The sequence below is a fragment of the Sphingopyxis sp. BE235 genome (genome assembly GCF_031457175.1).
In the GTDB taxonomy this organism is placed as follows: Bacteria; Pseudomonadota; Alphaproteobacteria; order Sphingomonadales; family Sphingomonadaceae; genus Sphingopyxis.
Genome location: NZ_JAVDWC010000001.1, coordinates 186,347 through 210,346, shown reverse-complemented (window position 1 = coordinate 210,346; position 24,000 = coordinate 186,347). Strand labels below are relative to the sequence as shown.

29 protein-coding genes are annotated in these 24,000 nt (G+C 67.4%); 19 read left to right on the top strand and 10 right to left on the bottom strand.

Annotation, left to right across the window (positions count from 1 at the left end):
* Positions 1-25 precede the first annotated feature (25 nt).
* Positions 26-487: a DUF3576 domain-containing protein gene (locus tag J2X38_RS01120; RefSeq protein WP_056373063.1), complete on the bottom strand. Its 462-nt coding sequence runs from the start codon at positions 485-487 to the stop codon at positions 26-28.
* Positions 488-815: 328 nt separating this feature from the next.
* On the opposite strand from J2X38_RS01120, the gene J2X38_RS01115 reads away from it, so the two are divergent.
* Complete coding sequence (locus J2X38_RS01115; RefSeq protein WP_231732727.1) at positions 816-1,478, top strand: hypothetical protein; 663 nt, start codon at positions 816-818, stop codon at positions 1,476-1,478.
* 115 nt (positions 1,479-1,593) lie between these two features.
* On the opposite strand, the gene J2X38_RS01110 is transcribed toward J2X38_RS01115, so the two are convergent.
* Positions 1,594-2,244, bottom strand: coding sequence for a thiamine phosphate synthase (locus J2X38_RS01110; protein WP_310250216.1), 651 nt, complete (start codon positions 2,242-2,244; stop codon positions 1,594-1,596).
* A gap of 57 nt (positions 2,245-2,301) precedes the next feature.
* Here J2X38_RS01110 and J2X38_RS01105 point away from each other — a divergent pair, with 57 nt between their 5' ends.
* Positions 2,302-2,964 (top strand): YggS family pyridoxal phosphate-dependent enzyme, encoded by a 663-nt coding sequence (locus tag J2X38_RS01105; RefSeq protein ID WP_310250213.1) that lies wholly within the window; start codon positions 2,302-2,304, stop codon positions 2,962-2,964.
* Between the two features lie 216 nt (positions 2,965-3,180).
* A complete protein-coding gene (catB, locus tag J2X38_RS01100) occupies positions 3,181-3,813 on the top strand; it encodes a type B chloramphenicol O-acetyltransferase (RefSeq protein ID WP_310250210.1) in 633 nt (210 codons plus the stop codon).
* A 39-nt stretch (positions 3,814-3,852) separates the two neighbouring features.
* On the opposite strand, the gene J2X38_RS01095 is transcribed toward catB, so the two are convergent.
* Positions 3,853-4,365, bottom strand: a complete 513-nt coding sequence (locus J2X38_RS01095) for a DUF4402 domain-containing protein (RefSeq protein WP_310250208.1) — start codon at positions 4,363-4,365, stop codon at positions 3,853-3,855.
* Positions 4,366-4,459: 94 nt separating this feature from the next.
* Between J2X38_RS01095 and J2X38_RS01090 the strand changes: the two genes are divergently transcribed.
* From J2X38_RS01090 to J2X38_RS01070, 5 genes are all read left to right on the top strand, one after another.
* On the top strand, positions 4,460-5,527 hold the full coding sequence (locus tag J2X38_RS01090; protein ID WP_310250204.1) for a 3-oxoacyl-[acyl-carrier-protein] synthase III C-terminal domain-containing protein: 1,068 nt from the start codon (positions 4,460-4,462) through the stop codon (positions 5,525-5,527).
* The gene (locus tag J2X38_RS01085) at positions 5,524-6,237 is read left to right on the top strand and encodes a methyltransferase domain-containing protein (protein ID WP_310250201.1); all 714 of its coding nucleotides are present in this window, start codon (positions 5,524-5,526) and stop codon (positions 6,235-6,237) included. Before J2X38_RS01090 ends, J2X38_RS01085 begins: the two co-directional genes overlap by 4 nt.
* A complete protein-coding gene (locus tag J2X38_RS01080; protein ID WP_310250198.1) occupies positions 6,234-7,331 on the top strand; it encodes an FAD-dependent oxidoreductase in 1,098 nt (365 codons plus the stop codon). Before J2X38_RS01085 ends, J2X38_RS01080 begins: the two co-directional genes overlap by 4 nt.
* Positions 7,332-7,428: 97 nt before the next feature.
* Positions 7,429-7,836: a peptide-methionine (R)-S-oxide reductase MsrB gene (gene msrB / locus J2X38_RS01075; protein WP_056373070.1), complete on the top strand. Its 408-nt coding sequence runs from the start codon at positions 7,429-7,431 to the stop codon at positions 7,834-7,836.
* Positions 7,837-7,891: 55 nt separating this feature from the next.
* A complete protein-coding gene (locus J2X38_RS01070) occupies positions 7,892-10,087 on the top strand; it encodes a PBP1A family penicillin-binding protein (protein ID WP_405053414.1) in 2,196 nt (731 codons plus the stop codon).
* On the opposite strand, the gene J2X38_RS01065 is transcribed toward J2X38_RS01070, so the two are convergent.
* The 3 genes from J2X38_RS01065 to J2X38_RS01055 are packed head-to-tail and all read right to left on the bottom strand — an operon-like array spanning position 10,088 to position 11,884.
* Complete coding sequence (locus J2X38_RS01065; RefSeq protein WP_310250195.1) at positions 10,088-10,819, bottom strand: YgjP-like metallopeptidase domain-containing protein; 732 nt, start codon at positions 10,817-10,819, stop codon at positions 10,088-10,090.
* Positions 10,800-11,240, bottom strand: a complete 441-nt coding sequence (locus J2X38_RS01060) for a YcgN family cysteine cluster protein (protein ID WP_037515752.1) — start codon at positions 11,238-11,240, stop codon at positions 10,800-10,802. The genes J2X38_RS01065 and J2X38_RS01060 overlap by 20 nt, the downstream gene beginning before the upstream one ends.
* Positions 11,240-11,884, bottom strand: coding sequence for an SCO family protein (locus tag J2X38_RS01055; RefSeq protein WP_310250191.1), 645 nt, complete (start codon positions 11,882-11,884; stop codon positions 11,240-11,242). The genes J2X38_RS01060 and J2X38_RS01055 overlap by 1 nt, the downstream gene beginning before the upstream one ends.
* 86 nt (positions 11,885-11,970) lie before the next feature.
* On the opposite strand from J2X38_RS01055, the gene J2X38_RS01050 reads away from it, so the two are divergent.
* Genes J2X38_RS01050 through J2X38_RS01030 form a run of 5 tightly spaced genes read left to right on the top strand, consistent with a single transcriptional unit; the run spans position 11,971 to position 15,879 of the window.
* Positions 11,971-12,591 (top strand): ankyrin repeat domain-containing protein, encoded by a 621-nt coding sequence (locus J2X38_RS01050; RefSeq protein WP_058539592.1) that lies wholly within the window; start codon positions 11,971-11,973, stop codon positions 12,589-12,591.
* A 57-nt stretch (positions 12,592-12,648) separates the two neighbouring features.
* Entirely contained in the window at positions 12,649-13,923 is a 1,275-nt protein-coding gene (gene ribB / locus J2X38_RS01045; RefSeq protein ID WP_058539593.1) for a 3,4-dihydroxy-2-butanone-4-phosphate synthase, read from the top strand.
* A gap of 7 nt (positions 13,924-13,930) precedes the next feature.
* Entirely contained in the window at positions 13,931-14,782 is an 852-nt protein-coding gene (locus J2X38_RS01040) for an EamA family transporter (RefSeq protein WP_310250186.1), read from the top strand.
* Positions 14,783-14,792: 10 nt separating this feature from the next.
* Complete coding sequence (gene ribH / locus J2X38_RS01035; RefSeq protein ID WP_058539533.1) at positions 14,793-15,218, top strand: 6,7-dimethyl-8-ribityllumazine synthase; 426 nt, start codon at positions 14,793-14,795, stop codon at positions 15,216-15,218.
* Positions 15,211-15,879, top strand: coding sequence for a hypothetical protein (locus J2X38_RS01030; protein ID WP_310250183.1), 669 nt, complete (start codon positions 15,211-15,213; stop codon positions 15,877-15,879). Before ribH ends, J2X38_RS01030 begins: the two co-directional genes overlap by 8 nt.
* 36 nt (positions 15,880-15,915) lie before the next feature.
* Here J2X38_RS01030 and J2X38_RS01025 read toward each other — a convergent pair whose 3' ends face one another.
* The gene (locus J2X38_RS01025; protein WP_310250180.1) at positions 15,916-17,001 is read right to left on the bottom strand and encodes an alkene reductase; all 1,086 of its coding nucleotides are present in this window, start codon (positions 16,999-17,001) and stop codon (positions 15,916-15,918) included.
* Positions 17,002-17,115: 114 nt separating this feature from the next.
* Here J2X38_RS01025 and J2X38_RS01020 point away from each other — a divergent pair, with 114 nt between their 5' ends.
* The 6 genes from J2X38_RS01020 to J2X38_RS00995 are packed head-to-tail and all read left to right on the top strand — an operon-like array spanning position 17,116 to position 21,954.
* A complete protein-coding gene (locus J2X38_RS01020) occupies positions 17,116-18,036 on the top strand; it encodes a DMT family transporter (protein ID WP_310250176.1) in 921 nt (306 codons plus the stop codon).
* A gap of 4 nt (positions 18,037-18,040) precedes the next feature.
* Positions 18,041-18,706 carry a COQ9 family protein gene (locus J2X38_RS01015; protein ID WP_310250173.1) on the top strand — a complete coding sequence of 222 codons (666 nt, stop codon included), beginning with the start codon at positions 18,041-18,043 and terminating at the stop codon, positions 18,704-18,706.
* A 54-nt stretch (positions 18,707-18,760) separates the two neighbouring features.
* Positions 18,761-19,021 (top strand): FeoA family protein, encoded by a 261-nt coding sequence (locus J2X38_RS01010; protein WP_310250170.1) that lies wholly within the window; start codon positions 18,761-18,763, stop codon positions 19,019-19,021.
* The gene (locus J2X38_RS01005; RefSeq protein WP_058539538.1) at positions 19,018-20,880 is read left to right on the top strand and encodes a ferrous iron transporter B; all 1,863 of its coding nucleotides are present in this window, start codon (positions 19,018-19,020) and stop codon (positions 20,878-20,880) included. Before J2X38_RS01010 ends, J2X38_RS01005 begins: the two co-directional genes overlap by 4 nt.
* Before the next feature lie 32 nt (positions 20,881-20,912).
* A complete protein-coding gene (gene ssb, locus J2X38_RS01000) occupies positions 20,913-21,470 on the top strand; it encodes a single-stranded DNA-binding protein (protein WP_310250163.1) in 558 nt (185 codons plus the stop codon).
* A gap of 16 nt (positions 21,471-21,486) precedes the next feature.
* A complete protein-coding gene (locus J2X38_RS00995; RefSeq protein WP_310250160.1) occupies positions 21,487-21,954 on the top strand; it encodes an MmcB family DNA repair protein in 468 nt (155 codons plus the stop codon).
* On the opposite strand, the gene J2X38_RS00990 is transcribed toward J2X38_RS00995, so the two are convergent.
* From J2X38_RS00990 to ribD, 3 genes are read right to left on the bottom strand one after another with little or no spacing between them, the layout of a single operon-like run.
* A complete protein-coding gene (locus J2X38_RS00990) occupies positions 21,951-22,385 on the bottom strand; it encodes a GFA family protein (protein ID WP_082639966.1) in 435 nt (144 codons plus the stop codon). The genes J2X38_RS00995 and J2X38_RS00990 overlap by 4 nt on opposite strands.
* A 32-nt stretch (positions 22,386-22,417) precedes the next feature.
* Positions 22,418-23,044: a riboflavin synthase gene (locus J2X38_RS00985; protein ID WP_310250155.1), complete on the bottom strand. Its 627-nt coding sequence runs from the start codon at positions 23,042-23,044 to the stop codon at positions 22,418-22,420.
* A gap of 8 nt (positions 23,045-23,052) precedes the next feature.
* Positions 23,053-23,997, bottom strand: a complete 945-nt coding sequence (gene ribD, locus J2X38_RS00980; RefSeq protein WP_310252648.1) for a bifunctional diaminohydroxyphosphoribosylaminopyrimidine deaminase/5-amino-6-(5-phosphoribosylamino)uracil reductase RibD — start codon at positions 23,995-23,997, stop codon at positions 23,053-23,055.
* Positions 23,998-24,000: the final 3 nt, after the last annotated feature.

Below are 24,000 nucleotides of genomic sequence, written 5' to 3'. Positions count from 1 at the left end.
CAGGCGCGGAAAGCGCGCCGCCGGATTAGTCCCTGATGGCCGAGCGACGCAGGTCGCGGGCGCGGGTGAGGATGATTTCCTCGAGCTTCTGCACCGTCGCCGCCTGTACCGGCGCGTCGACCCAGCTGCCGCCCTGCGCGACCTGGCGCGAAGCCGCTATGCGCAGCGCGTCGGCGCGCAGATCCTGGTCGAGGATCGAGACGGTAACCTTCATCCGCTCGCCCGGGTTCGCCGGGTTTGCATACCAGTCGGTGATCACGACGCCGCCGGCCGAATCGGCCTGGAGCAGCGGCATGAACGACAGCGCGTCGAGCGAGGCGCGCCACAAATAGCTGTTGACGCCAATCGTCGTCACCTGGCTGGCGGCGAGATCGGCGCGCGGCCGTTCCTTGTTCGCGCAGGCCGAAAGACCAAGCGCCGCGAGCCCAAGCAGCGCGAGCGCGGCCGGACGGCGACCGAGCGTGGCAAGGACGGAAAGCTGGGACATGCGGGTACACCTTATCTCTTGAGCCCGTCCGACGTGGAAAATCGGCCGCGCGGAACGATATTGCCAGCGTCTCTATCGCCCTTGTCGCCGCCCCGCAAGCGCGGCAATTTCGGCTTTGCCGCGGTTCAGATTCTGGTCAGATTCGAAATGCACTGTGACGATCCCGCAACAATTTTGGCAAAAATCGGAATCGTTGCAACAATTTGACGGGATTCACTGGCAATGTTGCCCCGGGAGTCCTATCTGAAGAATCAATTGGGGTTGGAGTCGCAGGGCAATGGCGCGGACATCGCGACATTTTTGGAAAGGAAGCCTCACCGCTTTGGCGGTGGTTTCGCTTGCGCTTCCGCCAGCGCTCGCCGCGATGTCGAGCAGCGACCGCATCCGCGACACCAATCTTTCGGAAACCCTGCTTGGCCAGTTCACCCCGGCATCGGGCGATGAGCGGCTGATCGCACGCTATAACAAAATGTCGGCCGAACAGCGCGGCAGCTTCAGCTTCACCCCCGCGCTTCCCGACGACGGGCGCAAGAATCGCGCGATCACCGTCGTGATTCGCGCCCGCGACGACGCGTCGAGCGCCGCGCGCACCTCTGCGCTGGCTGCGGGCCGGACCGCGCCGATCGCGATTACTCCGGTCGCCTATAATCTCGGCGCCTCGGTCGGATTCGAGAAATTCGTCACGCCGGCGCTGCCGCGCGGCACCGACCTTCGCAACCTGCCGGTCGCGAAGGCTCCGGAACAGGACGAGAAAAAGTCGCGCTTCGCCACGCGTATGGTCAACCGCCCAAGCGACCCAAGCGGGGCAACCGATCGCGTCACCGCTCCTGGCGAAGCGTCGGCCGTCGATGTCGTCAGCAGCTATCGCCTGACCAAGAACATCGACGTCACCGCGGGCGTTCGGTACAAGAGCGACGACCGCATCGAACCGCTGACCGATACGCGCCGCGACAGCCAGGCGGTCTATGTCGGAACCGCGTTCCGCTTCTAAATCTGCATCGCTATTTGGATCAGGGCGGCCTGCAAATGGCGACCTTCCGCGCTTCCGGTGCTCACGCACATTAAGTGCGCTGCGCTCCGGGTCACGGAACGCCGTCATTTTCGACTCACCCAGACCCAAATATCGACGCAGATTGCCGTCGGCGCTTTGTCGCCTTTTCTTCCCGCCTATCCGCCCAGGTATCGATCGCCGCCCAGCCGGGCTTGATCCGGCTTGCGCGATTTAGCGCGCGCGCGCGCGCCGCTGTCATTCCGCCGAGCGCTATCGGCCGTGCGCCCGATAGCCGCGCGAGCCGCAGCCACATCGCGCGCCCGAGCACCGGTGCGCCGGGATGCGAACGCGTCGGATGGAGCGGCGAGATGAAGACGGCGCCGGCGCCGGCTTTGCGCGCGCGGCGCGCCTCGCGCGCACCATGGACGGGCATCGTCAGCAACAGGCCGAGCCGATGCGCCTGCCCCGCCCGCTTTACATCGCGCTGGCGAAGGTGGACGCCGTCGGCGCCCCAGCGGCGCGCCGTGGCCGGCTGTCCAGCGAGCAGTACCGTAAGCCCGCGCGCGCGCGCGGTGCGCATCAACCGCCGCAGCAGGCGCCAGCGCGCACCCGGCGCCAGGCTGTCGTGGCGAAGGACGATGCCGCTGCCGGGCGGAAGCAGCGCCGCGAGTTCGGCGATACCAGCCGCGGTCCGCTCGTCGCTGAACAGCCATGCGTTCGGCAATGCGTTTGGCGATTTGGGGGACAGGGGGTGGCGCGGGCGCATCGCCCTTTCTATAGGCGCGTCGCGAGCGCGCGCAACGCGCGGGATGGAAGCGAGACGATGAGCGAAGCAGCAGACCGGCTGGCCGAGGTAAATGCCAATATCGCGGGCGCGGCAAAGCGCGCGCAGCGGCGGACCGATGATATCTGCCTGATCGCCGTGTCGAAGACCCACGACGCCGACGCCATCCGCCCGCTGATCGCCGCGGGCCAGCGCCACTTCGGCGAGAATCGCGTGCAGGAAGCCGCGGCGAAATGGCCCGAACTGCGCGCCGAAACCCCCGATGTCGTGCTCCACCTGATCGGCCAGTTGCAGTCGAACAAGGCCGAGGAAGCGGTGGCGCTGTTCGATGCGATCCACTCGCTCGATCGCAGCTCGCTGGTACAGGCCATCGCGAAGGCGTGCCAAAAGGCAGGCAAGCAGCCGCAACTGTTCGTCCAGGTCAATATCGGCGACGAGGAGCAGAAGGGCGGCTGTGCGACCCGCGACCTGCCGGCGCTGCTGGCCGAAGCGCAGCACGCCGGGCTGACGATCGACGGCCTGATGGCGATCCCCCCCGCCGATATCGAACCCGCCCCCTTTTTCGCGCTGCTCGACGAACTCGCCGAACGCCATGGGCTGACGGGGCGTTCGATGGGGATGAGCGGCGATTACGAAACCGCGGTGATGCTGGGCGCGACGCATGTGCGCGTCGGGACGGCGCTGTTCGGGTCGCGAAGCTGAACCAGTGAATGCCGATTTCGGTGCCGCGATGTTGCCACGGCGCTCGTGACGTTTTAGCTTGTCTTCCATGAAGTCCGCACCGTGTACCACCTGCATGGGGTTCCCGCGCCACTGACGCGAGGAACGACGAAGGCGCACCGCCCGGTCGCGCCTGTTGATGAATATCATCTTCATCCTTCGTTGGCCGACAGGCCATCGACACCGCAGGTGTTCACAATGGACAATTTTTTCGAAAGCCCCTTCAAGGGGATAACGCTCGACAAACAAGTTACGCAGCCGAATATTCGGGTCGGCCGCTTCAGCTATTATTCGGGCTATTATCACGGACACAGCTTCGACGACTGCGCCCGCTTCATCCTTCCCGACAAGGATGCGGACAAGCTGATCATCGGCAGCTTCTGCTCGATCGGGTCGGGCGCCGCCTTCATCATGGCCGGCAATCAGGGCCACCGGAACGACTGGATCAGCACCTTTCCCTTTTTCTGGATGCCCGAGGTTCCGGCATTCGGCGGCGCCCGGAACGGCTTTCTCCCGGCAGGCGATACCGTGATCGGCCACGATGTCTGGATCGGTTCGGAAGCCATCATCATGCCGGGCATTCGGATCGGCGACGGCGCCGTCATTGGCACGCGGGCGGTCGTGACCCGCGACGTTGCCCCCTACACGATCGTCGGCGGGAATCCGGCAGCCCCGATTCGCAAGCGCTTCGCCGATGGCGACATCGCGGCGTTGCTGGACATGCAATGGTGGCATTGGCCCGATGAACGACTGCGCGAGGCGATGCCGCACTTATGCAGCAGCGATATCGCCGGCCTGCGCGAGTTGTGGAGCGGCTGGCAATCGCGTTGATCCGGGGGTGGAAAGCGACGGTTCGCTTTCCACCTCGCCCTATTGATATTCGACCGTCACCGGGACGCGCCCGCGATAGTCGCCGTCGTCGAGCCCGGCGATCTGTAGCCGGCCGCCGAAGCGGAACTGAAGCCGGCCGTCGGCGCCGAGACGCGGCGCGGCCGAAAGGTCGGTGACGAGGCCGGTGACGCGCGCGGTGCGGCCGTGGCCGCTTTCGAGGTCGACGCTCGCGGGAAGGATCACGCGCACCTCGGCGCCCGGTTCGCCGCGCACGGTGACGGTGCCGGTCAGCGCGAAGCCGCCGAGATCGACGACGTCGCCGCGCACGCGGCGGACGCCCGAGGCGGGATCGATTTCGATCTCGCCCCCCATCGCGCCGACCGCGACGCGGCCCATGTCGAGCCGGGTTTCGACATCGACGCGCAGCGGCACCTCGGCCTTGCGCGCCGCGATTCCCGCCGCCCTGTCCTGCGCGCAGAGCATGCATTGCGCCGCTGCGGCAGGTGCGGCGCCGAACAACAGGCCCAAGCCAAGGAAAAGACGCAGTTTCACATCTTCCCCTTGCCACAGCATGGTTAATCCCGGGTAAAATGGCGCAGCACCTTATCCGCTGGCCACCGCCGCGCTTTTGGGTCAAACCCGCGCCATGAGCAGCCCTCCGCCCGTCCGGCTCAACGCCCTCGCCACCGCGGTGCCGGGGCACGACATCCATCAGTCGTTCATCGACTGGGCGACGCCGCGCCTCGCCGACCCGCGCATGCGAGCGCTCTTTGCGCGGATGGCGGCGCGATCGGGGATCGACCACCGCTGGTCGGTGCTGCCACCGACTGCCGACGGCGGATCGCCCGTCGGCGCGGGCGGATTTTACGACGTCCCCGGCCTGCCGCCGACTTCGGCGCGGATGGCGGCCTATGCAGAATATGCCCCCGACCTCGCGATGCAGGCGATCGCGGCGCTCGGCGACGCGCTCGACCCGGCGCGCGTCACGCATATCGTCGTCGCGAGTTGCACCGGCTTCGTCGCGCCGGGGATCGATCAGATCATCGCGCAGCGGCTGGGCCTGCCCGCGACGGTCGAGCGCGTGCTGATCGGCTTCATGGGCTGCTACGCCGGGGTCACCGCGCTGCGCACCGCGCGGCATATCGTGCGGTCCGAACCCGGCGCCGTCGTGCTGGTGGTCAGCGTCGAGCTGTCGAGTCTGCACCTCTCGCCCGCCGTCGAAGCCGAACCCCTGCTGATGATGCTGCAATTCAGCGACGGCGCGGCGGCGGGGATCGTGTCGGCCGCGCCGGGCGGGCTCGAACTCGGCGAAGGCCGCAGCCTCGCGCTCGCGGACAGCGCGGACCTGATCCGCTGGGACATCGGCGACAAGGGGTTCGAAATGCAGCTGTCGGGCGAAGTGCCCGGGCGGCTGCGCGAAACATTGGCGAGGCCCGATGTGCAGCGCACACTGTTCGGCGAGGCCGGTCCGCCGCCCCTGCTCGCGGTCCATGCCGGGGGGCGTTCGGTACTCGACGCGGTCGAGCATGCGCTCGGCGTCGATCCGGACACCCTCGCCGACAGCCGCGCGGTGCTCGCGCGTTTCGGCAATATGTCGTCGGCGACGATATTGTTCGTACTCGCCGACATGATGGCGCGCGGCGCGGCGGGCGAGGGGGTCGCGATCGCATTCGGCCCCGGGCTCGCCGCCGAAGCGATCCGGTTCAAGGCATGAACCCCTTCGCCAGCCTTCGTGTCCCGATCGTCCGCGAGGAGGAGATGGACGCCGCCGAGCTGCCGCCCGAACGCTATGCGCGCGTGCTTGCCGACCTGTCGCGGATCAACGGTCTGACGATGGCGCCGCGCCCGACGCTGAACTTTCTCGATCGGGTGCGTGCGCGCGGCGTTGGCGACCGGCCGTGGCGCATCCTCGACGTCGGGTTCGGCGCGGGCGACATGCTCGCGCGGATCGCGCGCTGGGGCGACAGGCGCGGGGTCGCGCTCGACCTGGTCGGCGTCGACCTCAATCGCAAGAGCGAGGCGGTGGCGGCGATGCGACTCGGTACGCGGGCGCGGTTGATCACCGGCGATTATCGCGCGCTCGCGGGGCAGGGGTGGGACATCATCCTCTCCAGCCTCGTCACCCACCATATGACGCCCGCGCAGCGCACCGAATTCCTCCGCTTCATGGAAGGCGAGGCGGCGCGCGGTTGGCTGGTCAACGACCTCCATCGCCGGCGCCTGCCCTTTGCGGGCTTTCCACTGCTCGCGACTCTCGCTCTCGTCGATCCGATCGTGCGGCGCGACGGACAGCTATCGGTCGGGCGCAGCTTTCGCCGCGCCGAATGGCGGGCGATGCTGGCCGAAGCCTTGCCCGAGGCGGCAAGCGAATGCCGGATCTTTCGCAGCTTTCCGTACCGGCTTTGCGTCGAGCGTATCCGGTGAGCGATGCGATCGTCGTCGGCGCCGGCCCCGCCGGGTCGGCCGCGGCGATCGGGCTGGCGCGCAGCGGTGCCACGACACTGCTACTCGAACGCACGCGCGAAACGGGCGACGCGCTGTGCGGCGGTTTCCTGAGCTGGCAGACGTTGCAGCGGCTCGATGTGCTCGGGATCGAGCGCGCGGCGCTCGGCGGGCAGGCGGTTCGCCGCGTGCGCCTGTTCGCGGGCCAGCGGCAGAGCGAGACCGCGCTGCCCGGCGAGGCGATGGGGGTGTCGCGCCGCCGGCTCGACGGCGCGTTGCAGTCGGCGGCGGTGGCGGCAGGCGCTGGCCTCGAACGCGGCATCCATGCGACGGCGCTCGAAGGCGGCACGGTGCAGACGCGCGACGGTGCGATGCTGGCCGCATCGTCGATCTTCCTCGCCGCGGGCAAGCACGGGTTTCGCGGCTTTCCACGCGAGCCCGCCGCATGGCAACGCGCCGACCCCGTGATGGGGTTGCGCTTGCGGCTTCCGGCACATCCTTCGCTCGACCGGCTGATTGGCGATGCCGTTGAACTCCACCTGTTCGATCGCGGCTATGCCGGGCTGGTGCGGCAGGAGGATGGCAGCGGCAACCTGTGCCTTGCGGTGCACAAGTCGCGGCTCGATGACGCGGGGGGCGATCCGGCGACGCTCCTGCGCGCGCTGGCAGACACAATGCCGCATCTCGGCGAACGGCTGGCGCATGCCGACTGGTCGCGCGCCGTCGATGCGATCGGGCACGTCCCTTATGGCTGGCGCGCACGCGATACGGCGCCGGGGTTGTTCCGGCTCGGCGATCAGGCCGGGGTAATCCCCAGCCTTGCAGGCGAGGGTATGGGACTCGCGCTCGCGAGCGCCGAGGCGGCGGTGGCGGCGTGGCGTCACAGCGGCGGCGATGCGGCGCCCGCATATCAGAAACGCCTCGCGGCGACGATGACGCGCCCCTTTGCGCTCGCCAATCTCGTCTGGCGGATGGGCGAGAACCGGCGCACGGCGGGGATCATCACGGGCATGGCGTCACTTTTTCCGGCGTTGGTGCGAATGATGTCAGAGGCGACGCGGATCGAGCCCCGCTAACGGCTCACCCCGCTCCCCCTTGCGATAGTGCGGCGCCGCGCCGATATTGGTGCCAACAGCGATGGGAACGAAACAGCCCGTCCGAAGGAGATCCTCCATGACCGACCCGAAAACCGAAAAGACGCTCGACCCGATGGCGCACCATGTGCTGCGCGAAGGCGGCACCGAGCGGGCGTTCACCGGCAAATATACCGATCACAAGGGCGACGGCATGTACCGCTGCGCCGGTTGCGGCGAACCCCTGTTCGACAGCCGCACCAAGTTCGACAGCGGGTCGGGCTGGCCAAGCTATACCGCCCCCGCCGAGGGCGGCGCGGTGACCGAACTGACCGATACCAGCCACGGCATGGTCCGCACCGAAGTGCGCTGCGCCAAATGCGAAGGCCATCTCGGCCATGTCTTCCCCGACGGCCCCGGGCCGACCGGGCTGCGCTATTGCATTAACAGCGCGGCGCTTGACTTCGCGGACCGCTCGCCGGATGAGGCGCAGACCGGCGAAGGCTGAAACCTCCTTCCCGGACTGACGCATCAGGGGCGCAGTGAGGGAAGGAACACCGGCTTTGCGCCGTGAAAGACAGCAGGCTTCGTCGAATAAATCGTCATCGTCCAGCAAGCGCAGCGGCACGCCCGGCGGCGAGCCGTCAGGCTGGCGCGTGTGGCTGCGCCGCGCCTTTCGCTGGGGCCTCGGCCTCGCGGTCGTCGGCCTCGTCGCGCTGGGCGTTGCGGTCGGCATCGCGGTGCAGCGCATGCCGAGCTTCGAGGAGCTCAAGAAATCGCCGGCGGGGCAGACGATCCGCGTCCGCGCCGCCGACGGCACCGTCTTCCTGTCGCTCGGCCCCAATTATGGCCGCTGGCTGACCTTGCGCGAAACGCCGCAGGTGATGCAGGACGCGATGGTCGCGGTCGAGGACCGGCGCTTTCGCTATCACCCCGGCGTCGATCCGGTCGGCATGACGCGCGCCGCCGCGTTCGCGGTACAGAATTACGGCACCGGCCGCCGCATGCAGGGCGCTTCGACGATCACCCAGCAGCTTGCGCGCAATATCTTCCTGTCGAACAGCTACACCTGGACGCGCAAGATGCGCGAAATGATCCTCGCGCTGGCGCTCGAATGGAAATTCTCGAAGGACGAGCTGCTCGAACTCTATCTCAACAAGGTCTATTTCGGCGGCGGCAGCTATGGCATCGACGCCGCGTCGAACAGCTTTTTCGGGCATAGCGCGACCGAAATGTCGCTGTCCGAGGCCGCCGTCGTCGCGGGCCTCGTCAAAGCGCCATCGCGCTATTCGCCGACCGCCGATGCGCAGGCGGCATTGGGCCGCGCCGGGGTCGTGCTCGACGTCATGGTCGACGCGGGCGTCATCACGCGCGCGCAGGCCGACAGCGCCGAGCCCGCCAATGTGCAGCTCGCCAAGGAAACCGGACAGAATAGCGCGCGCTATTTCAGCGACTGGGCGCTGCCGCAGCTCGATATGCTGATCGACGAGGGCAGCGAGGCGCTCGACGTCTATACCACCATCGATCTGGGCATGCAGCGCGCGGCGACCGCGTCGATCCAGGCGAACACGCCGAAGAATGTGCAGGGTGCGCTGGTCTCGCTCGACCGCGACGGTGCGGTGCGCGCGATGGTTGGCGGCAGGGATTATGTGACGTCGAACTACAACCGTGCGACGCAGGCGCTGCGCCAGCCGGGATCGGCGTGGAAGCTCTTCGTCTATATGGCGGCGCTCGAGGCGGGCTATAAGGTCAGCGATCCGGTGGTCGACGAGCCGGTGACGATCAACGGCTGGAGCCCACGCAACTCATCGGGGCGTTTTTCGGGCACGATGGATTTGCGCAGCGCCTTTGCCTATTCGGTCAATACGGTTGCGGCGAAGCTGGGTGACGAAGTCGGCTTTTCGGCGGTTGCCAATATGGCGCGCCGCTTTGGCATCACGACGCCGGTCAATACGCATCCCTCGATGGTGCTCGGCAGCGCCGAGGTGCGCGTGATCGACATGACTGCGGCCTTTGCCGCGGTGTCACGCGGCGGCGTGTCGGTGCAGCCCTATGGCATCACCAAGGTGACGACCGCGGGCGGCGAACTGCTCTATCAGCGCCCCGCCGAGCGCGGGACGACGCTGGTCGACCATTGGGTCGCGGCGGGCATCACCGACCTGCTGCAGACCGCGGTCAACACCGGCACCGGCAAGGCCGCGCAAATCGGCCGCCCCGTCGCGGGCAAGACCGGGACGACGTCGAGCAACAAGGACGGCTGGTTCCTCGGCTTTTCGAGCGGGATCACGACCGGCGTGTGGATGGGCCGCGACGACGCGAAGGCCGTCGGCGGATTGCAGGGCGGCCGTGCGCCCGCGAAGGCCTTTGCCGACTATATGCGTGTCGCGGTCGCGCGGCGGCCGGTCGAGCAGTTCGACACCGAGGTCGTGCTGCCCGAATGGCAGCTCGAGGACGAGGGCGAGGCCTATATGGGCGAGCCGGGCCAGGAGGGCTTCGTCGACGAGAATGGCATGCCGATCGAGCTGCCCTATGACAGCCGCCCGCCCGAGGGCGCGGACCCGGCACCGCCGCCGACCGAGGATGGACCGGTGCTCGACCAGCAATGGATCGAGGAGCAGACCGGGCGGCGGCCGCCGGCCGAAAATGGCGCGGCGCCGAAGAATGGCGGTCAGCCCAAGATCGTGACGGTGCCGAAAACCGCACCGCCGGTCGTCAGACCGCCGCAACAGCGACCGCCTTCCGATACCGCGAGCGATTAGTCAGGCCGTGAAGCGGTAGCGGTGGAGCGCGCGCCCTTCGCGGCGCAGCCAGCCGCGCGCCGTGGCGACATCGCCGTCGTGCAGCTCGTCGACGAGCGCGTGGAAGGCCGCGCCATGGTCCATATGCCGAAGGTGCGCGACCTCGTGCGCGACCGTGGCACGCCGAACATGATCGGGCGCCATCACGAGCCGCCAGCTGTAGCGCAGGTCGCCGTCGTGCGTGCAGCTGCCCCAGCGGCTGCGCGGATCGCCGACCCCGACGCGGCCGACCGACAGGCCCGCAGCCGCGGCGATTTCGCGGCTTTCACGCTCCATCAGACCCAGCGCCTGTCCCTTCAGCCAGCGTTCGACGCGCCGACCGACAGTTTCGAGCGGACCGCCGACGTGCAGGCTATCGCCGCCGAGACGGATCGCGCGCGGCGCGGTCGCGGTCCAGTCGATATGACGCTCGACACCAAAAACGGGCACCGAGGCGCCGGGACCGACGATGACCGGCAGCGCCGCCTTGCCGACCTGTTCGACGAGCCACGCCTGCTGTTCGCCGGCCCATTTCAGTGCCGCGCGCTCGTTGGTCCGGCGCGGAACGGTCAGCCGCAGCTCGCCGCGCGCGCCGTCGAAAACGAGGCGGTAGCGGCGCGACTGGGCGTGCCGGACGACGCGTACCGGCCAGGCTTCGTCGCCGACCCAGATGTGCGGCCCCTCGGCCGCAGGATCAAACGACGCGTTCGACAAGATGATTCTCGAGCGGCCCGGCCATGTCCTCACCGACCGTCCAGCCGACGATCGACTCGCCCGCGCGGTGAACCGCATCGCGGTCGCCGCAGACGAGATAATGCCAGTCGGGCAGCGGCTCGCCCTCGGCGCGCAGACGATAGGCGCAGGTCTGCGGCAGCCATTCGATGTCGGCGACCTTGCCCTTGGTCAGCGTCAGGCAATCGGGAACGTGGCGGCGGCGATGCTTGTAGTCGCCGCAGCGCGCGGTTTTGAGGTCGAGCAGGCGGCACGCGACATTGGTCGGATAGATGCGGCCCGTATCCTCATCCTCGAGCTTGTGGAGGCAGCATTTGCCGCAGCCGTCGCACAGCGCTTCCCATTGCCCCGCGTCGAGAGTGGCAAGCGGCGCTTCCCAGAAGGGTTGCGCCTCGCGGGCCATTACTTGACCCACTTCGCCAGCTCGGCGGCGACCTTGTCGGGGGAGCCTTCGTCGACGTCGGACGATGGATCGTCGAGCGGCAGCAGCGCAACCGGCTTGCCGTCGGGATCCATCAGAAAGGCGAGCTGGCTGTGCGCCATCAGATAGCGGTCGGGCGCCGAACCCTCGACCTTGTTGTACGTCACGACATAGGCTTTTGCGACCGCGGCAATCTGTTCGGGGGTGCCGGTGAGGCCGAGCAGGCGCGGATGATAGCGCGCGACGAAGGGCTTCAATGCCGCGGGCGTATCGCGCGCCGGATCGACGGTGATGAAGAGCGGCTGGACCTTCGCGCCGCGCGCGGCGTCGGCCTTTTCGAACTGCGACAGGCCGCGCATCAGCTTTTGCAGGTCGACCGGGCAGATGTCGGGGCAGAAGCTGTAGCCGAAATAGATCAGGCGATATTTGCCCGCAAAATCGGTATCGCGGACGGTCTTGCCATCCTGGTCGGTGAGCGTGAAGGCGCCGCCGATGCGCGCGCCTTCGAGCGGCGGTTTCGCGGGCGGCGCATCGCCGCCGCCGCTGCAACCCGCGAGCGCGGCGCCAAAAGCGATCATCAGGCTTGCGCGGACGAACCTTTGTCCCATATTTGCGATATTCATCATCTGGCCAGCCTTGATCGGCTAGCCTCGGAAAATCAACCTTTGTCGTCGCGTCAGCGGCGGACAAATTGCCCCAGGGGTCGCCGATCATGTTTCGCCGTGCGGAATTCCGCTTCGCCGCTTTCCTCGCCGCGCTGGTCGCCGCGACGGGTCTGTTGCTCAGCCCCGCGCAGGCGCAGTTCCGCGGCGGCTATGCCTTTTTGCAGGCGGTCGAAAACCGCGACGGGACCAAGGCGACCGAGGCGCTGAAGGACGATCCGTCGTTCATCAACACGCGCAATCCCGACACCGGCCAAACCGCGCTGATCATCGTCACCAAACGCCGCGACATCAGCTGGCTGCGCTTCCTGCTCGCCAAGGACGCCGATCCCTCGATCGGCGATCGCCAGGGCGTAACCCCGCTGATGCACGCCGCGCTAATCAATTTCACCGACGGCGCCGAAGAGCTGCTCAAGGAAAAGGCGCCCGTCGACCAGGCCAACCGGCGCGGCGAAACCGCGCTGATCCTGGCGGTGCAGTCGAAGAATGTCGGCATGGTGCGCCTGCTCGTCAAGCGCGGCGCCAACCCCGACAAGGCCGACCATGTCGCCGGCATGTCGGCGCGCGCCTATGCCAAGCGCGACGACCGCACCGGACAGATTGTCGCGCTGCTCGACGCCAAGCCCGATGGCCCGATCCGCGACCTGGGCCCGAAGTTCGGGCCCAATTGATCAACCCAATGTGATATCTGAATTGACAATCACATTATGATGTGAGACATGGCGATCATGTCTACACAGCTCATCGATCGCATCCGCGCCATCGTCGACGACGGGACCATGTCCCGCTCGGGTCTCGCCCGTGCCGCGGGCCTCCACGCCAACAGTTTGCGCGACCTCGATTCGCCCGGCTGGAACCCCACCGCCGAAACGCTGCGCAAGCTCGAAAACTGGCTCGCGAACGGCAGCGACCTGTCGCCGATGGCTACGCCAGAGGAAATCATCGCCGAGGCGCGCAACGGCCGCATGTTCATCCTCGTCGACGACGAGGATCGCGAAAATGAGGGCGACCTGGTCATCCCGGCGCAGATGGCGACCCCCGATGCGATCAACTTCATGGTCACCCACGGCCGCGGTCTCGTCTGCCTGACGCTGACCCGCGAGCGTGTCGACCAGCTCGGGCTCGAACTGATGAGCCGGAACAACGGCACGCGGCACGAAACCGCCTTCACCACCTCGATCGAGGCGCGCGAGGGGGTGACCACCGGCATTTCGGCGGGCGACCGTGCGCGCACCGTTTCGGTCGCGATCGACGCCGGCAAGACCCGCGACGACATCGTCACCCCGGGCCATATCTTCCCGCTGATCGCGCGCGACGGCGGCGTGCTCGTGCGCGCCGGCCACACCGAGGCGGCGGTCGACATCAGCCGGCTGGCGGGGCTCAACCCCTCGGGCGTGATCTGCGAAATCATGAACGACGACGGGACGATGGCGCGGCTCGACGACCTCATCCCCTTTGCGCGCCGCCACGGGCTCAAGATCGGGACGATCGCCGACCTGATCGCCTATCGCCACCGCAACGACCGGCTGGTCGAATGCGTGTCCGACGACCCGTTCGAATCGGACTATGGTGGCGACTGGCGCCTCAAATCCTATCGCAACAAGATCGACGGCACGGTCAATCTCGTGCTCCAGAAGGGCGCGATCGACCCCGAGGGGGTGACGCTGGTGCGCATGCACCCGGTGTCGATCTTCGACGATATCATGGGCCGCCCCGGACCGAAGAAGCGCCGCCTGCAGCGTTCGATGGATGCGATCGGCGAAGCCGGCGCGGGTGTGATCGTGATGCTGATGCGTCCGCTTCCCGGGTCGGCCGAGGCCGATGCCCTCCCGGCGCCGACCGGCGGCATGGACCTGCGCACTTACGGGATCGGCGCGCAGATCCTCGCCGACCTTGGCGTCCATGCGATGGAACTGCTCACCCCCACCCACAGCAATATCGTCGGGCTCGAAGGCTATGGCCTGTCGGTCGTCGGCGAACGCCCGATACCCGGAGAGGCGTGATCGGGCATTGAGCCAGTCGCTGGGCATCGGCTTCGCGCTTGTCGCCGCACTGACTACCGCTTCCTCTCACGCCCTGTTAAAATCGGGCGAGGATCAAGCAGCGGTTCGCGCGCTGTGCGGCGCAACATGGGCTGGCGCCGCCGCCATTCCGCTGATGTTCACCGGCTTGCCCACTCCGGCTATGCTGCCGTGGCTTGGCGGAGCGGTCGTCCTGCACAGCGTCTATTCGCTGGTGTTGACGCGCTCCTATACGCTTAACGATTTTTCGGTAGCCTTTCCGATCGCGCGCGGAACGGCGCCGCTCATCGCAACGGTCGGCGGCGCATTGTTGTTCAGCGAAATTCCCGGTTTCGGGGAGATTGCCGGAGTCGCTGCGATCTGTGCCGGGATATTATCGCTATCAGCCGGCGGTCGTATCGGGACCGCCGGGCTTGTCGCCGCACTGACGGCAGGAACCCTGACCGCCGCCTATACGATCGTCGATGCGGGCGGGATGCGGGCGAGCGAGGGTATTCTGCCCTTTCTCTGCTGGTTCTTCTTCGCGACCGGGATAGCGCTGGTGATCCAGTTCCGGGCGTCGGCGGGACCCGCCGCCGCCAAGCGCATGCGGAACAATCTGCGGCCGGGCCTGGCGGCGGGCTCGCTCGCTATCGTCAGCTTCGGTTCGACGCTCGTCGCTCTGCGATACGCGCCCGTTGCCGTCGTCAGCGCGCTGCGCGAAACATGTATCCTGGTCAGCATAGTGATAGCGTGGATCGCCATGAAAGAGCGCATCACGCCGCACAGTCTGACGGCCGCCATCCTGATTGCCGCAGGGGCATTGCTTTTGCTGCTTTCGCATCTTCCCCCATCCACCTAAGGAGGCCGTCATGGCACATGTTCTGATCGTCGAAGCCCGCTTTTATTCTCACCTCAACGACATGCTGCTCGACGGCGTGCGCAGCGCGCTCGACGCCGAGGGGCACAGCCATGACACGGTGACCGTCCCCGGGGCATTGGAAGTGCCCGCGGCGATCTCGCTCGCCGCCGATAGCGGGCGCTACGACGCCTATGTCGCGCTCGGCGTCGTGATCCGCGGCGAGACCTATCATTTCGAGGTCGTGTCGAACGAAAGCGCGCGCGGCATCATGGCGTTGACGCTCGACGGGCTCGCGATCGGCAACGGCATCCTCACCGTCGAGAACGAAGAACAGGCGCTTGCGCGCGCCGACAAGACGCGCAAGGATAAGGGCGGCGAAGCGGCGAAGGCCGCACTCGCCATGCTCGCGCTGAAGGAACAATTCGGCATTGGTTGATCGCCCGCCTCCCAGCCGTTTTTCCGTCGTCGAGCGCGGCGGTCGGCTGGTGGTGATCGACAGGGAAACCGGACAGACCCCGCTGAGCGCGGCCGAGCGCATGGATCTTCACGACCGCAAGATGGGGGTCGAGCCGATTCGGCCGGCGAAGACAAGCGCCGTCCCCGATATGTCCGCCGCGGCGCGCACCGAATCGGGGCTGAGCGCGCGGCCCGCGCCCACACAACGGCTTGCCACGCCCAGCACTGCGGCGAATAGCGGCAAAGATCGCGTGGCGGCGGCTGTTGCCGAGCGTAACAAACGGCCATGGAAGAATCCGCAGCCGAATGACCGGCCCGCGCTGAAATCCAACCCCGAGCCCGCGCAGATCGCGAGCCGTCCGGCGCCGCAAGCCGGAAGCACCCGCAAGACGATTGTTACGGGCAAATGGTGGGACGCCAAAGGACCGCGCACGATCGAACTGGCCCCCAAGGGTCAGCAGGCATTGAGTAACGGCTTCGTCACGCTGTTCGTCGCGCTCGTTATCGCGGCAATCGTCGTGGGCTTCATCGAGCCATTGCTACTCTTCGCCGGCGCGTTCGTGCTGTTCCGCTTCGGCGGCAATGTTCTCGGGCCGATCGGCGCCGGGATCATCGACAAGGCGATTGCCGAAAAGGGATGATCCGGACAGCACAGCGCCGCCCGGATCATGGAAACCCTACGCCGTTTGCAGCGCAGGATAGTCGGTGTAGCCCGCGGGGCCCGGCGAATACCAGGTCTGCGGATTGTCGGCGGCCCATTCAGCTCCGTTCCGGATGCGCTCGACCAGGTCGGGGTTGCCGATAAAGGGGCGGCCGAACGCGACCGCGTCGGCGGTGCCGCTCACCAGCGCGGCCTCGGCCAGCGCGACGTCATAGTCGCTGTTGAGGATCAGCGGTCCCTTGAACGCGGCGCGGATCGACGGCGACTGCTTCGGAACGTCGGTGCGCCCGAAGGTGCCGTCGGGACCGGGTTCGCGCAGTTCGAGGAAGGCAATACCGAGCGCGTCGAGCGCCGCCGCGGCAATCGGGAACAGCCGTTCGGGGGCGCTGTCGTCGACGCCCTGCGTGTCGCCATTGGGCGACAGGCGCACGCCCACGCGGTCGGCACCCCAGACCGAGATCAGCGCTTCGGTGACTTCGCGGAGCAAACGGATGCGATTCTCGATCGGACCGCCATAATCATCGTCGCGCAGGTTGCTGCCGTCGCGCAGGAACTGGTCGATCAGATAGCCGTTCGCGCCGTGGAGCTGCACGCCGTCGAAGCCGGCGCGCTTCGCATTTTCGGCGGCCTTCACATAATCGGCGATCACGCGCGGGATTTCGCCGAGTTCGAGCGGACGCGCGACTTCATATTCGAAACGGCCGGCCGGCGTGTGCGCCTTGCCCGGCGCCTGCGTCGCCGACGCCGAAACCGGCGGCTTGCCGTCGTTGAACACCGAATGGACGACGCGGCCCATGTGCCAGAGCTGCGCGACGATGCGCCCGCCCGCTTCATGCACGGCGTCGGTCACCGGTTTCCAGCCTTCGACCTGCGCGTCGGTCCACAGGCCCGGCGCGCTCGGCCAGCCGAGGCCTTCCTGGGAAATGCCGGTGGCTTCGGAAATGATCAGCCCCGCCGACGCGCGCTGGCGATAATAGTCGCGCGCAAGTTCGTTCGGCACGAAACCCGGCCCGGCGCGGCCGCGCGTCAGCGGCGCCATGATGATGCGGTTCGGCGCTTCGATGGCGCCCAATTTGATCGGATCGAACAGGGATAGAGTCATCTTTCCTCCACGTCGCACTTTTTTCATGGGCGACCCCACTGGTCGCCGCTATGGCCCGCGAAGCTATGGACGCCGCGGCGCCGGCACAATGGTAAGTATCAAAAGAAAATCTAAATGACAGCGAAGATGGACAGCATCGACAGCGAATCGGTCGCCGGCGTTGGAGCCGTACGCTGGGCCTTTGCCGCGCTGCTCGGCGGCAATATCGCGCTGTCGCTCGGCGCGATGCTCGTGCGGATGGCCGAAGCCGACGGCGTGGGGCCCACCGCCTCGGCCTTCTGGCGGATGACGCTCGCGCTGCCGCTGCTGCTGATCTTCGCATGGCGCGAAACGGGCGGACGGATGCCGCCGCGCCCCGCGCTGCTGATCGCCGCGGCGGCGGGCATCTTCTTCGCGCTCGACCTCGCCGCCTGGCACCTCGGCATCCTGCAGACGAAAGTCGCCAATGCGACGCTGTTCGGCAATTGCGCCAGCCTGCTGCTCGTCCTGTGGACGATCTTCCTGACCCGCGAAATGCCGCGCGGCTGGCAGGCGGCGGCGATCCTGCTCGCCTTCGCCGGATCGGCGCTGTTGATGGGGCAGAGTTACGAACTGTCACCCGACTATCTCGTCGGCGACCTGCTCAGCCTGCTCGCGGGGGTGCTCTATACGGTCTATGTCATCCTGATGCAGCGGGTGCGCGATACGCTCGCGCCGTGGTCTGCGCTCGCCATCGCCTCGGCGGTCTGCGTTCCCATCCTGCTCGGCACCGCGCTTGCGCTCGGCGAAACGGTGATGCCGCATAACTGGACCCCGCTGATCCTGCTCGCATTGGTAAGCCAGGTTATCGGGCAGGGGCTGATGATCTGGTCGCTGCCGCGCTTCTCGCCGCTGGTGATCGGGCTGACGCTGCTGATCCAGCCCGCCTTCGCCGCGCTCACCGGCTGGATCGGGTTCGGCGAAACGCTGTCGGCGATCGACATTTTCGGCGGGATGATGGTCGGCGCGGCGCTGGTGCTGATCCGGTTGCCGAACCGCGCGGCGCGGCCTATCTGAAGCTATGGCTTCGATCCTTCCCGCCGACCCGACCCTCGACGAGATTCGCGCCGCGCTGGCGCCGCTGATTGCGGCATCGGCGGCGTTCGACGGTTTTGGCGACGCCGCGCTCGCCGATGCCGCGGCGCGCGTCGGCATCGACACCGATGTCGCACGCCTCGCCTTTCCCGGCGGCGGCCGCGACATGGTCGACGCCTGGTTCGCCGATATCGACGCGGCGATGGAAGCGCGCTGGCCCGCCGAGAAGCTCGCGACGCTGAAGATTCGCGAGCGCATCACCACTCTCGTCGAGACGCGTATCGATCTGCTCGCGCCGCATCGCGAATCGCTGCGCCGCGCACTGGCGCTGCTCGCGCTGCCGACCAATGCACCGCACGCCGCCAAGCTCGGCTGGCGCGCCGCCGACCATATGTGGCGGCTCGCGGGCGACACCGCGACCGACTATAATCACTATAGCAAGCGCGCGATCCTTGGCGCCGTCTATGGTTCGACGATGGCGGTGTTCCTGAGCGACGAAAGCGAGGATCTGGCCGATACGCGCGCCTTCCTCGCACGCCGTATCGACCAGGTGATGCGTTTCGAAAGCTGGAAGCACCGCCGCGCCGCGCGCAGCATCGAACGGCCGAGCCTCGCGCGCTTCGTCGGGCGGCTGCGTTACCCGGGGCGGTGACGCGTTTCGATAAAGGACTGGCGCTCGGCGATTGTTATTGATAATCGCTCGCAAATGACTGCTTTGCTCGAAAATGTGCTGGATCGTGCGCCGCTGGGTGTTGCGGTGCGGATCGCCCGCATCGATTGGACTGCGATGTCCGAGGACGAGGGGCGCCGCCTGCGCGAATTCGGCCTGATGGAAGGATGCGAAGTCACCCCGCTTCACCGCGGCAGCATCTTCTCGCGCGATCCGCTCGCGCTCACCGTCGGACGCATGAAAGTGATCATCCGCGCGCGGCAGGCTGCGGCGATCGAAATCGAGCCCGTCGCATGACCGGCGCGATTCCCTCGATCGCGCTCGTCGGCAATCCCAACGCCGGCAAGTCGAGCCTGTTCAACGCGCTGACCGGCGCGCGGCAAAAAATCGCCAACTACCCCGGCGTCACGGTCGAGCGAAAGGCGGGGCACGCGAGCTTTGCCGATGGCCGCCCGATCTCGCTGATCGACCTGCCCGGCACGTACAGCCTGACCCCCGCGAGCCTGGACGAAGCCGTCACCCGCGACGTCGTGCTCGGCAGGCAGGACGGCGAGAAGCGCCCCGACGCGCTGATCGTCGTGCTCGACGCGGCGAACCTCGACAATCATCTCAGCTTCGCGCTCGAGTTGCTCGCGCTGAACCTGCCCACCGTCGTCGCGCTCAACATGGTCGACCTCGCGACCCGCGACGGGCTGACGCTCGACGCCGAACGCCTGTCGAAGGAGCTGGGCGTCCCGGTCGTCCCCACCGTCGCGGTGCGCAAGCGCGGGATGGCCGAACTGCTCGCCGCCGTCGATGGCGCGATCCGGTCGCACAGCGCGGGCGAAGTCGCCGTGCCCGCCAAAGCCAATGACGCGTCGCTCCACCAGCGCGCGCGCACGCTCGCGCGCGCCGCGATCCTCAGCGAAACGCCGGTGCGCCGCTGGACACAGCGCGTCGACAATGTCGTGCTGCATCCGGTCGCCGGGATGATCATCCTGCTCGCGCTGATGTTCGTGATGTTCCAGGCGGTCTATGCCGCCGCCGAGGCACCTGCGGACTTCCTCGAAGGCGGGATCGGGGTGGTCCAGCAATGGGTCGTCGCGACCTTCCCCGACAATTTCCTGCGCGGGCTGGTCGTCGAAGGCCTGCTCGCCGGCGTCGGCGCGGTCGTCGTCTTCCTGCCGCAGATCCTGATCCTCTTCCTCTTCATCCTGCTTTTGGAAGCATCGGGCTATATGACGCGCGCCGCCTTCCTGATGGACGGGCTGATGGGCAAGGTCGGATTGTCGGGGCGCGGTTTCATCCCGCTGCTGTCGAGTTTCGCCTGCGCGGTCCCCGGCATCATGGCGACGCGCGCGATTCCCGACGAAAAGGACCGGCTGACGACGATATTGATCGCGCCGCTGATGACCTGTTCGGCGCGGCTTCCCGTCTATGCGCTGATCATCGCCGCCTTCATCCCCAACACCAATGTCGGCGGATCGCCGGTGGGGCTGCAGGGGCTGGTGCTCTTCGGTCTCTATCTGTCGGGGATCGTCGGCGCGCTCGTCGTCGCCTATGTCCTGCGCCGCACGGTGGCAAAGGGTGCGGGCGCCGGCTTTATGATGGAAATGCCGCGATACCAGATGCCGCGCTGGCGCGACATCGCGATCGGCCTGTGGCAGCGCGCGTGGATCTTCCTCCGCCGCGCGGGCACGATCATCGCGATGACCACCGTCATACTGTGGCTGTTGCTTACCTTCCCGCAGGCACCCGAGGGCGAAAGCCAGGTCGAATATAGTGTCGCCGGGCGCATCGCGAGCGGGCTCGAGGTCGTCGTCAAGCCGATCGGCTTCAACCATGATATCGCGCTCGCGCTGATCCCCGCGATGGCGGCGCGCGAGGTCGCGGTGTCGGCGATGGCGACCGCCAACGCGATCGACGCCAGCGGCGACGAAGAGGCGATGGCGCAGTCGCTGGGCGAACGATTGCAGGGCAAGTGGAGCCTCGCGACCGCACTCGCCTTCCTCGCCTGGTTCGTCTTTGCGCCGCAGTGCATTTCGACGATCGCGATCACCCGGCGCGAGACCAATGGGTGGAAATGGCCCATGTTCATGGTTGGCTATTTGTTCCTGCTCGCCTATGCCGCTGCCGGAATCACTTACTGGACAGCCGTCGCCTTTGGACTAGGCTGATCCTCCACATTTTCTAGCGGAGCGGAGCGGCAATGGCTGGCAGCGTCAACAAGGTAATTTTGATCGGCAACCTCGGCGCCGATCCCGAAATCAAGTCGTTCCAGAACGGCGGCAAGGTCGCGAATCTCCGCATCGCGACGTCCGAGCAGTGGAAGGACCGGATGACCGGCGAGCGCAAGGAGCGCACCGAGTGGCATCAGGTCGTGATCAACGGCGAAGGGCTGATCGGCGTCGTCGAACGCTTCCTGAAAAAAGGCTCGAAGGTTTACATCGAGGGCAGCCTGCGCACGCGCAAATGGCAGGACCGCGACGGCAACGACAAATATACGACCGAGATCGTGATCGCCGGCATGGGCGGCACGCTGACCATGCTCGACGGCGCGCCGGGCGGTGGTGGCTCGCGCGGCAGCGGCGGCGGCGGTGACGAATGGAGCGGCGGCTCGTCGGGCGGTGGCTCGGGCGGCGGCTGGAATCAGGGCGGCGGCGGTTCGTCGGGCGGATCGTCCGGCGGCGGCTTTGGCGGCGGTTCGGGCAGCGGCGGCGGACGCCCGCCGTTCGACGACGATCTGGACGACGACGTTCCGTTCTGAGGACGGACTTTAAGCGATGACGGATATGATCACCGCCGCGGATGTCGCGCGCGGCGTATGCCGGCTGTTCGCGCAGGCGGGGCTGGTCGCGATCCCCGAGGTGCCGCTGCCCAACGGGCGGCGCACCGACCTCACCGCGATCGACGCCAGGGGCCAGATCACCATCGTCGAGATCAAGGTCAGCCGCGCCGACCTGCACGGCGACGGCAAATGGCCCGACTATTGCGATTGGTGCGACCGTTTCTACTGGGCGCTCGCGTCGGGGCTCGACCCCGCGATCCTCGAGACCGAGGGCTATCGCCGCGAAACATCGGGGCTGATCGTCGCCGACCGTTATGGCGCGGCGGTTGTACGCGAAGCGGCGAGTTGCAACCTTGCGCCCGCGCGGCGCAAGGCCGAGCTGCTGCGCATCGGGCGGCTGGCGATGCGGCGGTCGATGATCGCCGCCGATCCCGAGCTGGCGGCGGGCTGGGTCGAGGGTTAGCTGCGGTCGATCGGTGCCGAATCAAAGCCCGCTTCATATTGCGGCGCGGAATCGGCGATACAAACCCAGGGCGCCTTCGATCCGACGAAAATATGAGCCGCATAGCCGCGAAAGCCAGGATCGTCGTCGAGCAGGCCCGCCGGGACGAAGAAAAACTTGCCGTTCGCGTCACTCAGCGGCGCCGGACTGCCGCATCGCCGGCAGAAATGCGACGTCCAGCCGCCGCCATCGGGAACGGCGAAACGCTCGATCAAATCCTCGCCCGCCAGCCAGCGGAAACCGGCGGCCGACGCATAGAAGACGGCGTTGCCGTCCGTGCCCGATACCTTGCGGCATTTGGAGCAGTGACATTGGCCGGCGGGGCCAATTTTTCCGTCGATTTCGAAACGGATTTCGCCGCACAAACAGGAACCCCGTATCGCCGTTACCATAGCGGACCTTCCTTCCCCGTTTGCGGCGCCCCTTATCCCCGCGCCTGCATCCGCGCGAGATAGCGCGCGAGAATATCGATCTCGAGATTGACGGGACGCCCCGCCGCGGCCTCGTTCAGCGTCGTCATCTCCTGCGTGTGCGGGATGATGTTGAGCGTGAAATGCGCCTCGCCGCCGGGCTGGTCGGTCACTTCGTTGACCGTCAGCGACACCCCGTCGACGGTGATCGAGCCTTTGGGCGCGATATGCGGTGCGAGCGATGCGGGCGCGGCGACGGTGACCGTCACGCTGTCGCCGACGGGTTCGACCGACACGATGCGGCCGATATCGTCGACATGCCCGGTGACGATATGCCCGCCAAGCTCGTCGCCGATCTTGAGCGCGCGTTCGAGGTTGAGGCGGCGCCCCTGGTCCCACATCCCCGGCGCGGTGCGCGCGAGGGTTTCGCCGCTCGCGTCGATCGCGAACCAGCCGCCGGGCCCGTTGCTGCCGTCGTCGACGCCCTTTTCGACGACGGTGAGGCACGCGCCCGAGCAGGCGATCGACGCGCCGATATCGATGCTGCCGACATCATAGGCGGTGTCGATGACGAGCCGCGTATCGCCGCGGTCCTCACGGCTGCGGATGGTGCCGATGTCGGTGATGATGCCGGTGAACATGGGGAGCGTTATCCTTCTCTGACGCGCTCGTAGACGTCGAGCCGGTCGCTGCCAAGCAGGCGGCTGTCGGTAAGGCGCCAGCGGCCGTGCGCATCGGCAAGATCGGTCAGCCCGATGTCGCCGAGCGCGGGATTGCCACCGCCGATCAGGATCGGCGCGCGATAGAGCAGAAGCCGGTCGACGCGGTCGGCGGCGAGGAAGGCCGACGCCGCGCCGGCGCCGCCCTCGACCAAGATCGAATCGACATCGTCGATCGCTTCGGGCGAGGCGACGGCGGTCCAGCCTTCGGGCGCTTTGCTGCGGGTGAGCAGGAATTTGCAGGGGCTGCGGCCTTCGAGCCCCGGCAGCCGCACGTCGAGTTTCGGTGCGTCGGCTTCAAGCGTCCCGCGTCCGACGAGGATCGCCTGATGCTGCGCGCGTTCGAGATGCCCGTGCGCGCGGGCACGTTCGCCGGTGATCCAGCGACTCGACCCGTCGGCGCGGGCGATACAGCCGTCGAGCGAGGTCGCGAGCTTGAGTGTCACGAACGGGCGCCCTTCGGTGTGCCGCGTCCACCAGGGCGCCATCGCGGCGCGCGCTGCGGCGGGAAGGACGTTGAAGACGACCTCGATCCCCGCCGCCTGCAACCGCGCGATGCCCTTGCCGTTGGTACGCGGATCGGGGTCCTGCGCCGCGATCACGACGCGCGCAACGCCCGCGGCGATCAGCGAATCGCTGCACGCCGGCCCGCGCGGACTCGCGTGGGCGCACGGCTCGAGCGTGACATAAGCGGTCGCGCCCCGCGCCGCGTCGCCAGCCGCCGCGAGCGCCGCCGCCTCGGCATGCGGCCGTCCGCCGGGCTGGGTCCAGCCGCGCGCGATAACCTTGCCCTGCTGGACGATCAGACAGCCGACATTCGGGTTGGGTGCCGACGCCGGGCGGCCGCGCCGCGAGAGCGCGATGGCGACCGCCATCCA

What these genes read in the sequence shown, in the direction of transcription:
- J2X38_RS01060 (WP_037515752.1), bottom strand. Translation starts at nt 11,240, where the DNA reads ATGGCCCGCGAGGCGCAACCCTTCTGGGAAGCGCCGCTTGCCACTCTC.
- msrB (WP_056373070.1), top strand. Translation starts at nt 7,429, where the DNA reads ATGACCGACCCGAAAACCGAAAAGACGCTCGACCCGATGGCGCACCAT.
- J2X38_RS01015 (WP_310250173.1), top strand. Translation starts at nt 18,041, where the DNA reads ATGGCTTCGATCCTTCCCGCCGACCCGACCCTCGACGAGATTCGCGCC.
- ribH (WP_058539533.1), top strand. Translation starts at nt 14,793, where the DNA reads ATGGCACATGTTCTGATCGTCGAAGCCCGCTTTTATTCTCACCTCAAC.
- J2X38_RS01055 (WP_310250191.1), bottom strand. Translation starts at nt 11,884, where the DNA reads ATGATGAATATCGCAAATATGGGACAAAGGTTCGTCCGCGCAAGCCTG.
- J2X38_RS01010 (WP_310250170.1), top strand. Translation starts at nt 18,761, where the DNA reads ATGACTGCTTTGCTCGAAAATGTGCTGGATCGTGCGCCGCTGGGTGTT.
- J2X38_RS01050 (WP_058539592.1), top strand. Translation starts at nt 11,971, where the DNA reads ATGTTTCGCCGTGCGGAATTCCGCTTCGCCGCTTTCCTCGCCGCGCTG.
- catB (WP_310250210.1), top strand. Translation starts at nt 3,181, where the DNA reads ATGGACAATTTTTTCGAAAGCCCCTTCAAGGGGATAACGCTCGACAAA.
- J2X38_RS00990 (WP_082639966.1), bottom strand. Translation starts at nt 22,385, where the DNA reads ATGGTAACGGCGATACGGGGTTCCTGTTTGTGCGGCGAAATCCGTTTC.
- J2X38_RS00985 (WP_310250155.1), bottom strand. Translation starts at nt 23,044, where the DNA reads ATGTTCACCGGCATCATCACCGACATCGGCACCATCCGCAGCCGTGAG.
- J2X38_RS01090 (WP_310250204.1), top strand. Translation starts at nt 4,460, where the DNA reads ATGAGCAGCCCTCCGCCCGTCCGGCTCAACGCCCTCGCCACCGCGGTG.
- J2X38_RS01020 (WP_310250176.1), top strand. Translation starts at nt 17,116, where the DNA reads ATGACAGCGAAGATGGACAGCATCGACAGCGAATCGGTCGCCGGCGTT.
- J2X38_RS01085 (WP_310250201.1), top strand. Translation starts at nt 5,524, where the DNA reads ATGAACCCCTTCGCCAGCCTTCGTGTCCCGATCGTCCGCGAGGAGGAG.
- J2X38_RS01120 (WP_056373063.1), bottom strand. Translation starts at nt 487, where the DNA reads ATGTCCCAGCTTTCCGTCCTTGCCACGCTCGGTCGCCGTCCGGCCGCG.
- J2X38_RS00995 (WP_310250160.1), top strand. Translation starts at nt 21,487, where the DNA reads ATGACGGATATGATCACCGCCGCGGATGTCGCGCGCGGCGTATGCCGG.
- J2X38_RS01005 (WP_058539538.1), top strand. Translation starts at nt 19,018, where the DNA reads ATGACCGGCGCGATTCCCTCGATCGCGCTCGTCGGCAATCCCAACGCC.
- ribB (WP_058539593.1), top strand. Translation starts at nt 12,649, where the DNA reads ATGTCTACACAGCTCATCGATCGCATCCGCGCCATCGTCGACGACGGG.
- ribD (WP_310252648.1), bottom strand. Translation starts at nt 23,997, where the DNA reads ATGGCGGTCGCCATCGCGCTCTCGCGGCGCGGCCGCCCGGCGTCGGCA.
- J2X38_RS01025 (WP_310250180.1), bottom strand. Translation starts at nt 17,001, where the DNA reads ATGACTCTATCCCTGTTCGATCCGATCAAATTGGGCGCCATCGAAGCG.
- ssb (WP_310250163.1), top strand. Translation starts at nt 20,913, where the DNA reads ATGGCTGGCAGCGTCAACAAGGTAATTTTGATCGGCAACCTCGGCGCC.
- J2X38_RS01110 (WP_310250216.1), bottom strand. Translation starts at nt 2,244, where the DNA reads ATGCGCCCGCGCCACCCCCTGTCCCCCAAATCGCCAAACGCATTGCCG.
- J2X38_RS01105 (WP_310250213.1), top strand. Translation starts at nt 2,302, where the DNA reads ATGAGCGAAGCAGCAGACCGGCTGGCCGAGGTAAATGCCAATATCGCG.